The organism is Rhizorhabdus argentea (assembly GCF_037861105.1).
Classification (GTDB): domain Bacteria; phylum Pseudomonadota; class Alphaproteobacteria; order Sphingomonadales; family Sphingomonadaceae; genus Rhizorhabdus; species Rhizorhabdus argentea.
Genome location: NZ_JBANFK010000008.1, coordinates 83074 through 95961, shown reverse-complemented (window position 1 = coordinate 95961; position 12888 = coordinate 83074). Strand labels below are relative to the sequence as shown.

Genomic DNA, 12888 nt, shown 5'->3' with positions numbered 1-12888 from the left:
TCAGGCCGCGACTTGGTCGAGCCGGTTCAGTAACCGCAGGAACTCCACCTCGCTCGGGTCGTGTGGTTCGCCGCTCTCGTCGAAGATGTCGTGGAACCAGGCGTCCTTCAAACCTTCGATGTTCGGATTTTCCCAACTCTCCCAAGGCAGATGGGTCTGCGTCTTGCCGCGGACGAGGCCCCAGCAGAAGGCGCCGACCTCGAGTTCCTTGGCAGCGGGCAGAATGGCCTGGAAGGTGCTTCCCGCCGGACGGGCCATGAACTCGGTGCACATCAGCGGCCTGCCCATGGTTTTGAGCCACTTCACGCGCTGGATGAAGTCTTCCGCCACGCCGTAATTGTGGAAGGAGATCACATCGGAGTTGCCGGTCTGCGCGCGCTGGATGGGGCTGAGCAGATCTGGCGCCGACCAGTCGCCCAGCCAGATGCCGCTGGTCAGCGGCTGGACGGGGTTCATCGCGCGAGCCCAGCCGAACGCTTCCACCAGCAACGGGACCACCAGATCGGCCTTGGCCTTCAGCGCGGCGGGATCGCACAGCGCGACTTCGGGGCCGTTGTCCGGCTCGTTCCAGATGTCCCAGGCGAGAACCCGCTGGTCATCCGCGAAGCGCGCGACCACGCCCTTCACATAAGATTCGAGTCGCGTATGCTCATCGGCATTGCTCAGCGCCGGGACGCCGGGGGACTGAACCCAGCCGGAATTGTGGACGCCTTCGCGAGGCTGCGGCTGGGGCCCAAGTTCGGGCTCCGGATGCCAGCAGGAGTCGAACAGCACCAGCATCACACGGATGCCATGACGCTCGGCCAGGTTGAGGAAGGCATCGATCCGGCCGAGAAAGCCATCTGCATCCTCCACCCACAGCAGATCGTGCAGATATACGCGAATCGCATTCATGCCGACCGAGGCGGCAAGGCCAAGTTCGCGGTCCATGGTCGCGAGGTCGAACGAATCGGCCTGCCACATCTCGAGCTGATTGATTGCATTGGAGGGCGTGAAGTTACACCCTACCAGCCACGGCAGCGCAGCGAACCATTCGCGCGCCGCCTCCGGCGTCCACTGCTCACTCATGTCCCCACTCCAAACACTAACCCATGTGAACGGAGCTCCGGCCCCGCGCGATCTGGTATAGCGGCCGGCAGATTGAGACAAGATGAATTAATCGATGTTAGTGAAATAATATATAATCATTACGGAGGCTTAGCGATCTTCGGGGGAGGGTTTCAGGCGGCGGCAGCCTTCAATTTGGTGCCGCTGCCCGGCTCCGTTGCCTTGCTATTCTTGCTGTCGATTTTCGCATCAGCTTTGGCGAAGCTCTTGCGGTAAGTCGCGAGTGCCTGACCGACCACCTGATCCATATTGTAGTAGCGATAGGTTGCGAGGCGGCCGACGAAAGTGACGTCCGGCTGTGCGATCGCAAGCGCCTCATAGCGTTTGAACAGCGCCTGATTCTCTTCACGCGGGATCGGATAATAGGGATCGCCTTCGGCGCTCGGATATTCGTAGGTGATGCTGGTGCGCTCGGCCTGCTGGCCGGTGAGATGCTTATATTCGGTCACGCGCGTATAGGGTACCGCCTCCGAAGGGTAGTTCACGACGGCGACAGGCTGATGCCATTCCTGGTCGACCGTCTCATGAACGAACCGCAGCGACCTGTAGGGTAGCTTGCCGAACCGATAGCCGAAATACTCGTCGATCGGGCCTGTGAATACGAGATGCTTGTGGGGGTAGGCGTCGCGCACTTCTGCATAATCGACGCCTAGCAGCAGATCGATGTTCGGATGATCGAGCATGCGTTCGAACATGGCGGTGAACCCGTCCGCCGGCATCGCTTGGAAGCTGTCGGTAAAATAGCGATCATCGACGTTGGTCCGCGTTGGAACCCGGGCAGTCACCGACTTGTCGAGTTCCGACGGATCCATTCCCCATTGCTTGCGGGTGTACCCCTGGAAGAACGTCTCGTAGAGATCGCGGCCGATGGCGGAGATAACGACATCGGCCGAAGTCTTGATCGTCTCGACCGGTTCGGCACGCGATGCCAGAAAAGCGGCAGCCTCCTCCTCGGTCTGCAGATCCAGGCCGTAGAGCAGGTTGAGCGTGGTACGGTTGATCGGCATCGGCACCCGCTGGCCATTCACTTCGGCCAACACCCGGTGCTCATAAGGCCGCCATTCAGTGAACCGGGACAGATAGTCGACGATCTCCTGGCTGTTGGTATGGAAGATGTGCGGACCATATTGATGGATCAGCACGCCTGCCTCGTCGAGATGATCGAAAGCATTGCCCGCGATATGGGGGCGCCGGTCTACGACCAGAACCTTCTTGTTCGAGCCGGCGGCAAGCCGCTCCGCCATCACCGCCCCGGCAAAACCTGCGCCGACGACCAGGACGTCATAATGTTGCGGGCGCTCTGCGGGCCAGGCCGTCGGCGAGACGATCGGCTGCACATGTTCAGCGCGCGCGGCCGCATCGTCGATCAGACCCAGCATTTGCCGGAACGTGCGATCCCATGAAAGGCAAGACAATGTCGCGTCGACTTCGTCCTCCCAGGAACCCGGCGTATTGGCCAAAGCGAGTGCTTCGTCGCAGGCGAGCACGAAGCTTTCCGGCGTGTCGGCAATCTTCACCGCTTCGATCTGCCCGTAATGGCGCACCACGTCGCAGATCGGCGTCGAGACTACGGGACAGCCGGCGGCCAGATATTCGGGTGTTTTGGTCGGGCTGATGAAACGCGTTGCCTCATTAATGGCGAAGGGCATCAGCGCGACATCCCAGCCGCGCAGATAATCGGGCAACTCGGCATAGGATTTCCCGCCGAGATAATGAAGGTTTGACGCTCGGGGCAGATCATCCTCGCTGATCTTGACCACCGGGCCGACCACCACGATCGACCACTGGGGGCGGGCTTGGGCAAGCCGTGCCAGCAACTCCAAGTCCATCCGCTCGTCGACGACGCCGTAGAAGCCGAGCCTAGGGCCCGGGATCGCCGCCTGGTCCGCGGGATCGCCGCCGGGTGCGCGGGCAGCCTTGAAATGGTTCAGGTCGACGCTGGACGGAAAGGGATGGATATGGGGATGGCGGTCGCGTTTCGCCTCGAACAGACTGTGCCCGCCGGTGAAAACCAGATCGGCCTGCTCCATCAGCCGCATCTCGAGCGGCACCAGTTCGGGCGGTGCATCCTTGAAATTCGCGAGTTCGTCCATGCAGTCATAGACGATGCAATCCGCAGCGACATGTTCCGAAAATGGCAGCATCATCGGCGTGTAATACCATCGAAGGGCGGGCTGCGGTTGATCGTCGAGAAACTGGTCGAGCAGGGTCTTGAGCGTGACGCGTTCGTCACTGCGGTCAAAATCGACGGGTAGAATCGGAGTGGCGACAACCACGCCGGTTTTTTCACAGGTGCGGACCTGCAGATGCGGTGACCGCGCCCTATCGGAGGTCAGCGGCTCCTCCCAGAACACCACGTCATATTCAGTTGCGAAGCGGCTCATCAGATGTTGCGGTCGCTGGAATACGAAGTCCCACCTAAGATGACTGAAGCACATAAGCAGCCGCTCGATATGGCTTTCCCCCTTCACGGAAGAGGCGGTGCTGGAAAGGGAAAGGAGGTGCTGCATGACGGGACCTTACTGACGAATGTGCATGAAGAACGGCGCAACCGGCTCCGCAGTTCCATCCAAATGCCAGCAAGTGGTTGTTTAATATATGTTATTTCGGATGAGTTATTATCTTCATCATGCAACAAGCATAGATCGTCTTCGTTTCTCCCGATTGATCTTTGTGTAGCGAAGCCAGGGAGTAGCGGGTGGATATGCTAGAACTTTGGGGCGGTGCGGAGTGCACGGTCAACCGCGTTGGCGACCGTTTTCGGGATCAGCTTAGGGAGACGGGACATCATGATCGCGTCTCGGATCTTGATCTGTTCGCCGAACTTGGGCTTCGCGCGTTGCGCTATCCGATCCTTTGGGAACGAATGATTCCGGGGGCGAGCGCGAACGACGACTGGAGCTGGTCCGATACAGGACTGGCGAAACTGCGCTCTCACCGGATTCGCCCAATTGCCGGGCTGGTCCACCATGGCAGCGGACCGCCTTCTACCAACCTCCTCGCGGATGATTTCGCCGCCGGCCTGGCAAGCCATGCCCGCGTCGTCGTGGAACGTTATCCATGGATTACTGACTGGACGCCGGTGAACGAGCCGTTGACGACCGCGCGATTCGCCGCGCTCTATGGACATTGGTATCCTCATCTGCGCGACGAGCCGAGCTTCTGGCTCGCGCTGCTGAACCAGACCGATGCTACGCGGCTCGCCATGCGCGAAGTGCGGCGCGTGCAGCCCGAAGCCAGGCTCATCCAAACGGACGACTTGGGGCGTACCTACGCCACGGTTTCGGTACGTGAACAAGCTGCATTCGACAATGTGCGCCGCTGGATGGGCTGGGATCTGCTTTGCGGCAAAGTGGTGCCTGGGCACGACCTGTGGAAGCGCCTTGTGCGCTACGGGTTCGAGGATCGGCTCCGCCGCATCGCCGACAATCCTTGTCCGCCCGACATCGTCGGCATCAACCATTATCTTACCAGCGACCGTTTTCTCGACCATCGGGTGCAGCGTTATCCAGCACGTTTGCGGGGCGGAAACAGCCAGCGCTCGTTCGTTGACGTCGAGGCGGTCCGCGTCTTGCAGCCGCCGCCGCTGGGACTGGCCGGCTCGATGCGCGAGGCCTGGAACCGCTATCATATCCCACTCGCAATCACGGAGGTCCACAACGGCTGTACCCGCGAGGAACAGATGCGGTGGACCTATGACGCTTGGCGGACGGCGCTCGCACTCCGCGGCGAAGGGTTAGATGTACGCGCGGTCACCAGTTGGGCGTTGCTAGGCGGTTGCGGTTGGAACACCCTGCTCACCGACACCGGTCACTATGAGGCCGGTGCGTTCGATGTGCGAGGAGGCGCGCCGCGGCCGACGGCGGTCGTGCCATTGCTGAAATCCCTCAGCCGCGGCGAGGAGCCTTCGCACCCGGTGCTCGCCGGATCGGGCTGGTGGAGGCGCGACATCCGCGTTCATCACCCCGCAGTTCCGCGCCCCGCTCCGCTACCCGAACATGCGCGCTGCTGGCGCCGGCTGGTGGGCGAGACCGCGCCGCCGCTACTCATCACCGGAGCGAACGGAACATTGGGAGCGGCGCTTGCGAGCGCCTGCCGGCATCGCGACATCGCCCATGTCGCGACAAGCCGACGTCAGCTCGATCTGTCGGACGAGCGGAGCATCGCCGCGGCGCTGGATGCGCACAAGCCGTGGGCGGTGATCAATGCCGCCGGTTGGGTGAGGGTCGACGATGCCGAAGCCGAAGCTGCGGCCTGCATCGCCGCGAATGCCGAAGGGGCGGAGCGGCTTGCCGCGGCCTGCGCCGAGCGAAACATCCCGACAGCGAGCTTTTCGAGCGACCTCGTCTTCGATGGTGGGATCGGCCGGACGTATTGGGAAGATGACGATCCTGCGCCGCTAAACGTCTATGGCTGGAGCAAGGCTCTTGCAGAACATTCCATACGAGCGCTGCCGGGGAGTCACCTGATCATCCGCACCGCAGCCTTCTTCTCGCCGTTCGATACCTACAATTTCGCGATGCACATGGTGGATGCGCTGAGCCAGGGGCGGCCGTTTCGCGCCGCTGATGATCAGGTAATCACACCGAGCTATGTCCCCGATCTTTGCAACGCGGTGCTCGACCTGATGATCGATGGTGTCGATGGCATTTGGCATCTCACCAATGGCGGGGCACTATCCTGGGCGGATTTCGGCCGCGAACTCGCCGAGCGGTGCGGCCTCGATGCGGCCTTGATCGGGCCGGTACCAGGCGAACGGCTTGGCTGGCGTGCAGCCCGGCCCGGTGCGGCGCCACTCGGCAGCACGAAGGGAGCGCTGCTGCCGTCGCTATCGAGCGCAATGGATCGCTTCGCGCACGAGCTGCGCCTCCGGGGGGTATTGGATCGTCGAGTCGCGGCCTGACCGGCATTCAGGCAGGGTCGATGTCCAGCCTTATCCGCAGCGTCATGGTTTCGCCCGGTTCCAGCACTTTCAGCCCCAGCGCTTCCCACTCGTGCTCCGGCGCGTTCAGCGCCGCGTTTGCGTGTGTGACCGGTTCGGCAACGAAAAGACCGCCCTGCCGTGGCGAGTAGAGCTGGAAGAAGCGAGTGCCCGGGGAGGACAGAGTGATGCGGAACGGTGTGCCCGCCGTCGCGATGGCAGCCGCTCCGCTCCAGCCATCATAGCCGTTATCCAGCTCGCGGCCGCATATCGGCCCGTCGGTGAGGTCGTAGCGCCCGTGCGCAGGAATCCGTTCGACCGGCAGAACCTGCTCGTCCACCGTCCAGACATGCTCGACCCGGGTCGCAAGGCGGGTCCGGGCATCGCAGGGAAAATAGGGGTGAAGCCCCAAGCCGCAGGGCATGACGGCGTCTCCGGTGTTGGTGCAGCCCAAGTCGACCGTGAGGCCGCCCGGATCGAGGCCCAGCCGCTGCCGTGCGGCGTAGGGCCATGGCCACTCGCCGCCACCATGTTCGAACAGAAGCTGCGCGCTGGTGGGGCCCTGTTCCTCCACTCGCCACTCGCCGAGCCAGGCCTGGCCGTGAAGCGGGCTCGGATCTCCGGCCATGTTCGGAGCGAGCACGATATCGCGGCCGCGGAACTGGAAAGTGCCGCCGCGAATACGGTTGCAATATGGGACGAGCGGGAAGCACCCGGCCTGCAGCGGCGAGGCAGGGGCCGCCTCGCTGCGCAGGATCGGGAAGACCTGGAAGCCGTCGACCCAATCGAATCGGCCCATGCTGCCGCCGAGCGAGGGAAGCAGGGCGAGCCGTAGCGGCCCGGCCGAGAGCTGTACCTCGCTCATCCTACCACTCGGCGAAGCTGCCGTCGGCGTAGCGCCAGATCGGGTTGCGCCAGCGGTGACGCTGCTCATGCGCCCGCCGTACACCTTCTTCGTCAATCTCCACGCCAAGCCCCGGGCCGGTGGGGATTGGCAGGAAACCGTCGATCGGCTTGAGCACATCGGGATTGGCGACAAAGCTCAGCAGGTCATGTCCGACGTTATAATGGATGCCGAGCGACATCTCCTGCAAAACGACGTTGGGCGTGCAGCCCGCCAGCTGCAGACAGGACGCCAGCGCCAGGGGGCCGAGCGGGCAGTGCGGGGCTACGGCCACGTCAAACGCCTCGGCCATGGCGGCAATGCGGCGGCACTCGCTCAATCCGCCCGCATGGCTCAGATCCGGCTGGATGATGTCCACCGCGCCGGATGCGAGGAACGGCTTGAAATCCCAGCGCGAGTAGAGGCGTTCGCCCAGCGCGATCGGGGTGCTGACCAACTGGCTGATCTGGGCGATGCCCTCGTGGTTCTCGGAGAGCAGCGGTTCCTCGATGAACAGCAGTCCCAGCGGTTCGAGCAGCTTCGCCAACTGCTTCGCCATCGGCTTATGGACGCGCCCGTGGAAGTCGAGCCCCACATCGAGCCCTTCGGCCTGGACCGCGCGGACCCGCTCAACCACCTCGTCCAGCAACTTCGGCGTACCGAGGAAATCAAGCTCTGCGGTGGCGTTCATCTTCACTGCGGAAAAACCCTGCTCCCGCCGCGCGGCGGCGGCCTCCGCAGCTTCATGCGGCCGATCCCCGCCGATCCAGGCATAGGCACGCACCTTGTCCCGCACCCGGCCGCCCAGCAACTGCCAGGCGGGCAGGTTCGCAGCCTTGCCGTTGATGTCCCAAAGCGCCTGGTTCAGCCCGGACAGCGCACTCATCATCACCGGCCCCCCTCGGTAGAAGCCGCCGCGATAGGCTATCTGCCATATATCCTCGATCCGCCGCGCGTCATGGCCGAGAAAACGATCCCGCAGCGCTTCCATGGCTCCGTCGACGGCCTCGGCATGGCCTTCGAGGCTGGCTTCGCCCCAGCCGACCAGGCCGCCCTGCGCTTCGATCCGCACGAACAGCCAGCGCGGCGGCACATAGAAGGTTTCGATCCGCTCGATGTTCACCGGGTCATCTCCTCGCTGGTCAACGGCTGTGCGTCAGGGCGGTGCAGCATGCTTCCGGCGCGATCCTCCTGTTCGACGGCGTCGACACGGCCAGAGTGGGAAGGGGGCACGACCGGCACCACCAGGCAGACGCTCTGCGCGGGCAGCACATCGCGCCAATCCGCGATGAGCTGTTTATAGGCCTTGCCGACGGCGCGGATGTTGCGATCGAGATCGTAGAGGCCCAGCGGGTTCACATGGCCGTTGCGTTCCCGCAGCGCACTGTCCCAGTCGACCTGGTCGGTCAGCGAATACCAGGTAAACCCGACCGTCGGGATGCCGATGTTGCGCAGCCGCAAGACATTGGCCCATTCCTTCCACAGCCAGTTGACCGCTTCGTCGCCATTGGGTCCCTCGGAGAGATTGGTTTCGGTGTGCATCACCGGGAGGCCGTAGCGGCCATAATATTGGCGAGTGATCTCGCTATAGCCGAACACCTCGCCCGCCGCCCAGGTCCGGCCGTCCTGGTGCACGCGATGCTCGTTGGTGCAATAATAGTCGTTGCCGAGAATACAGTGCTGCTTGAGGCGGTTCCCGAGAAAGAAGTGATATTCGTCGCGAGTCATGCCGCAGTCCATGAGGAACTCGTACATCTCGCTGTTCACCCGGCGCCCATAGTTCAGGTCGAGGCTCAGGAAACGCTTGGAGTTCATTATCTCCGCGGGGCCGATGGCCCCGGGGCTGTCGGCGTGGAAATATTCAGAGGACTCGCTCTGGATGAAGATCGCGTCAGGGCGGAGCTTCAATATCTCCTGCATCGCAAGGACATTGGCCTTGACGATATGCTTGAGCGCGGTGACGAACGCGGTATCGCTGCTCAACTGCTCGTTCCACCAACCATATTTGGCCGAGAAGACCGCGCAGATGAACATCTCGTTGACCGGCGTGTAGAGCTGCACCCAATGATAACGCTCTGCGAAAGCCGCAGCATAGCCGGCAAAAAGATGCGGAAAGTCCGGGTTCTGAAAATTGCCGATCCAGTCCGGTACGCCGAAATGGCAGAGATCGACGATGGGGGTGAGGTCCCGCCGGCGCAGATCGGACAGGGCCTGGTCGGCGAACGTCCAGTCGTAATGGCTGGGGCCCAACCATGTCCGATGCAGCGGCGGCCCGAAGCGCAGGTAGCGGGTGCCGAGTTCCTCGACGAGTTCGAAATCCTCGCGCCACCGCTGATAATGACCGCACAGCTCCATTTCGTCGATGCGAGTGCGGCCATTGTCGATTGTCGGGATGCTGTTTTCGATCCCAGTGCAGAACATGAAATTTGCCATCGCCTGCTCCCCTTTCAACCGGCGAAGGACGGTTGCTCGACACCGCGAACGCCGGGCCGCGTCATGAACAGCGATCCCGCCAGCGGCTGATCTGCGAGGACATCGTCGAGGCCGATACGTGCCGAGGTAATGAACAATCGGTCGAGATCGGGGCCGCCAAAGGCGCAACTGGTCGGGCGCTGGGTCGGCACGTCGATCTGGTCGAGCAGCACGCCCTCCGGCGAGAAGCGCCGCACGCAGCCGCCATCCCAAAAGGCGATCCACAGGCATCCCTCGATGTCGATGGTCATACCGTCCGGATGGCCGTCGTCCTGGCCGAAGCGCAGGAATGTCTCGCGGGCGCCGATTGATCCGTCCGCGGCGATCGGAAAACGGTAGACCGTCCGTATCGCGGAATCGCTGTGGTAGAGGATCCTGCCATCGGGGCTGAAGGCCGGACCGTTGGTGACATGATAGCCACGATCCACGCACTGCCATTCGAGCATCGCATCGAGGCGGTAAAGCGAGCCGGTGGTCGCCTGTTCGGCGTCATCCATCGTGCCGGCCCAAAAGCAGCCGGCAGGATCGACTTTGCCGTCATTGAAGCGGTTGCCGGGGATGTCCTGCTCGGGATTGCCGATCAGTTCGAATATATTTTCCTCGAAGTCGGCGAGCGCAAATCCCGCCTCGGTCGCGGCGATGAACCCGCCTTCCACGCGCGGCGCGATTGCACCTACTCGCCATGGCGGCGTCCAGCTGCGCGTGGTGCGCTTTTCCCAGTCCAGGCGCCAGATCGACGGAGCCTTGATGTCCACCCAATATAGCGCCTGCTCGCGCCCCACCCATACTGGGCCCTCACCCAGTAATGCGCCGGAGCGCACGACAACTTCTGGCGCGGAAATATCGTAGCTCGATCCCATGACGGAAGGCCAACGCCGGCTGATGCGCAAAGTTGCCCTGTCTGTCGCGACATTCGCGCGTCTTGCGCGTTATCGCGCCGTTGGGATGGAGGATAAATGCCGAGCGGAGCGGAAATTATAGCCGTGGACTGGGGGACGACGAACCGGCGGGCCTATGCCGTCGCGGGCGATGGCACGGTCATCGATGATGTCAGCGATGGGCTGGGAATCCTCGCTGTCGAGCCTGGCGGATTTTCCGCGGCCATCGCCGATCTGCGTGCCCGGCTCGGCAGTGCACCGATGCTGTTGGCGGGAATGATCGGTTCGAATCGCGGCTGGGTAGAGGCGCCTTACCGATCATGTCCCGCCGGGCTCGACGAGCTGGCGGAGGGCTTGAAGCGGATTCCCCACGTCGACGCGGCCATTGTTCCCGGTCTCAGCTTCGCCGACGAAAGCAGCGTCGATATAATGCGCGGCGAGGAGATCCAACTGCTCGGCGCGGTGGCTGCCGGGCTGGTGTCGCCGGACGCTTCGGCCTGCCACCCCGGCACCCATGCCAAATGGGTGAAGCTGGAGTCCGGTAGAATCGCTGCGTTCCGGACGGTAATGACCGGAGAGATGTTCGCGCTGTTGAAGAAGCACAGCATAATTGGGGGCCAGCTTCAGGCGGCGAGCGCTCCGGGCCCATCCTTCACCGCGGGCGTCCGCCGATCACTGGAGCGCTGCGAGCTTACCGCCGACCTGTTCCAGATCCGCGCCAGAGGTCTGATAGGCGGGCTCTCCAACGAAGAGGCCAGCGCTTATGCGAGCGGCCTGTTGATCGGAGCGGACATAAGGGCGGGCCTGTCCTTCGTGGGCAAGGGCGGCGCGGTCGCGCTGATCGGCGATCCAGTGCTGACGGCGCTATATGCCGCGGCCCTGCGCGAAACCGGCCGGGCCTCCTTCGAAGTTGATGGAGAGGCCGCTTTCCTCGCCGGAATCAAGGCATTAGTGGAGGTCATAAGATGATAGCGGAGCAAATTCTCAAGCAACATCTTGCGCAATGTCCACTTGTCGCAATCCTCCGCGGCATCACCCCTGCAGAGGCAGAGGCGATTGTGGCCGCGCTGATTGAAGCCGGTATCCGGATCGTCGAGGTGCCGTTGAATTCGCCCGATCCGCTGCGCAGCATCGAGCTGCTCGCCGCCCGGTTCGGCGAACATGTCCTGATCGGAGCAGGCACGGTGCTGGAGTCTCGGCAGGTCACAAGCGTTAGGGAGGCCGGTGGACGGATCATCGTGTCGCCTTCGACCGACGCCGAGGTGATAGCAGCGACAGTCGAAGCCGGCCTCATTTCCTCGCCCGGTTATTTCACCCCGAGCGAGGCCTTCGTGGCGCTCAAGGCTGGCGCGCACATGCTGAAGTTGTTTCCGGCCGAGGCTGCCCCACCCCGGGTAGTGAAAGCCCAGCGCGCCATATTGCCACCGACCGTGCCGCTGGTCGTCGTGGGAGGCGTCGTGCCGGACTCCATGGCGGACTACATCGCCGCCGGCGCTTCGGGGTTCGGGCTTGGTTCCGGCCTGTACAAGCCGGGCAGCACGGTCGACGAGGTCGCCGCGCGAGCCCGCGCCTTTGTCGCCGGGCTGGGGTCGGCGCATGGCTGAGATACGGATCGCAATCATCGGCTTCGGCAAGATCGCTCTCGACCAGCATGTTCCGGCTATCGCGGCGAACCCCGCCTTCAAGCTGGTCGCGGCAGTCGCGCCGCGCGGGACCCCGAGCGTCGACGCCCCGATCTTCAAGGATCATGGCGAGATGCTGCGCCAGGTGCGCCCCGATGCAGTGGCGATCTGCACGCCGCCCGCGCCACGCCACGCAATTGCACGCGATTGTCTCGATGCCGGCGCCCATGTCCTGCTCGAAAAACCGCCCGGCGTGACGCTGGGCGAGGTGAACGACCTCGCACGGCTGTGTGAGCAGCGGCGCAGGAGCCTCTTCACCACCTGGCACGCCCAATACAACGATGGCGTGAGGGAAGCGGCGCGGCTCATCGCCGAACAGGGTCTCCGCTCGCTGCGCATCGACTGGCTCGAGGATGTCGAGAAGTGGCATCCCGGACAGCAGTGGATCTGGCAGCCTGGCGGCTTCGGCGTGTTCGACGCCGGCATCAACGCGCTGTCGATCGCTACACTGCTCAGCCCGTCGGTGCTCTTGCTGCGCAAGGCGCGGATGGATCTGCACTCCGACGGCCAACAGCCGATTGCAGCGATGCTGACGATGGAAAGCCCTGGCGTGGCCGGGCCGATCGAAGCGTTGCTGGACTGGCGGCACAAGGGCGAAGAACGCTGGACCATCGAAGCCACCACGCTGACGGGCACGCGGTTGATGCTTTCGGAAGGAGGCGCGGTGCTTCGCATCGGTGATGGCGATCCGCGCCGCGGCACGGGCCGCGAATATCCGGCGCTCTACGCGCGTTTCGAGCAACTGGTGCGCGCACGCGAAAGCCATGTCGACGTCGAGCCGTTGCGCCTGACCGCCGACGCGTTCCTGTTGGCGGAGCGCGTCACCGCCGATTGACTATCTTGTGGAGCTTTCCCGATGAAATCGGGAATTAGATTATAACAGTAATCGATTAAGCCGATTAGACAGTATCTTCATCTTGGAAGATGATGACGAGAATGGACTAG

At 63.1% G+C, this 12888-nt stretch carries 10 protein-coding genes; 4 read left to right on the top strand and 6 right to left on the bottom strand.

All coding sequences use genetic code 11. The annotated features are described in order from the left end of the window. Complete coding sequence (locus AAC645_RS09815) at positions 1-1068, bottom strand: cellulase family glycosylhydrolase (RefSeq protein WP_340315627.1); 1068 nt, start codon at positions 1066-1068, stop codon at positions 1-3. A gap of 152 nt (positions 1069-1220) precedes the next feature. Further along, positions 1221-3491, bottom strand: a complete 2271-nt coding sequence (gene glf, locus AAC645_RS09810; protein ID WP_340315626.1) for a UDP-galactopyranose mutase — start codon at positions 3489-3491, stop codon at positions 1221-1223. A 320-nt stretch (positions 3492-3811) separates the two neighbouring features. Here glf and AAC645_RS09805 point away from each other — a divergent pair, with 320 nt between their 5' ends. Further along, positions 3812-6010: a family 1 glycosylhydrolase gene (locus AAC645_RS09805; protein WP_340315766.1), complete on the top strand. Its 2199-nt coding sequence runs from the start codon at positions 3812-3814 to the stop codon at positions 6008-6010. 7 nt (positions 6011-6017) lie between these two features. On the opposite strand, the gene AAC645_RS09800 is transcribed toward AAC645_RS09805, so the two are convergent. From AAC645_RS09800 to AAC645_RS09785, 4 genes are read right to left on the bottom strand one after another with little or no spacing between them, the layout of a single operon-like run. After that, entirely contained in the window at positions 6018-6893 is an 876-nt protein-coding gene (locus tag AAC645_RS09800; protein ID WP_340315625.1) for an aldose 1-epimerase, read from the bottom strand. A gap of 1 nt (position 6894) precedes the next feature. Continuing rightward, positions 6895-8034 carry a galactonate dehydratase gene (gene dgoD / locus AAC645_RS09795; protein ID WP_340315624.1) on the bottom strand — a complete coding sequence of 380 codons (1140 nt, stop codon included), beginning with the start codon at positions 8032-8034 and terminating at the stop codon, positions 6895-6897. Continuing rightward, positions 8031-9344, bottom strand: coding sequence for a family 1 glycosylhydrolase (locus AAC645_RS09790; protein WP_340315623.1), 1314 nt, complete (start codon positions 9342-9344; stop codon positions 8031-8033). Before AAC645_RS09790 ends, dgoD begins: the two co-directional genes overlap by 4 nt. A 14-nt stretch (positions 9345-9358) precedes the next feature. Beyond that, positions 9359-10243 carry an SMP-30/gluconolactonase/LRE family protein gene (locus AAC645_RS09785; protein ID WP_340315621.1) on the bottom strand — a complete coding sequence of 295 codons (885 nt, stop codon included), beginning with the start codon at positions 10241-10243 and terminating at the stop codon, positions 9359-9361. A 96-nt stretch (positions 10244-10339) separates the two neighbouring features. Here AAC645_RS09785 and AAC645_RS09780 point away from each other — a divergent pair, with 96 nt between their 5' ends. Genes AAC645_RS09780 through AAC645_RS09770 form a run of 3 tightly spaced genes read left to right on the top strand, consistent with a single transcriptional unit; the run spans position 10340 to position 12778 of the window. Continuing rightward, positions 10340-11230: a 2-dehydro-3-deoxygalactonokinase gene (locus AAC645_RS09780; RefSeq protein WP_340315619.1), complete on the top strand. Its 891-nt coding sequence runs from the start codon at positions 10340-10342 to the stop codon at positions 11228-11230. After that, positions 11227-11865 carry a 2-dehydro-3-deoxy-6-phosphogalactonate aldolase gene (locus AAC645_RS09775; RefSeq protein WP_340315617.1) on the top strand — a complete coding sequence of 213 codons (639 nt, stop codon included), beginning with the start codon at positions 11227-11229 and terminating at the stop codon, positions 11863-11865. Before AAC645_RS09780 ends, AAC645_RS09775 begins: the two co-directional genes overlap by 4 nt. Continuing rightward, a complete protein-coding gene (locus AAC645_RS09770) occupies positions 11858-12778 on the top strand; it encodes a Gfo/Idh/MocA family protein (RefSeq protein ID WP_340315615.1) in 921 nt (306 codons plus the stop codon). Before AAC645_RS09775 ends, AAC645_RS09770 begins: the two co-directional genes overlap by 8 nt. Positions 12779-12888: the final 110 nt, after the last annotated feature.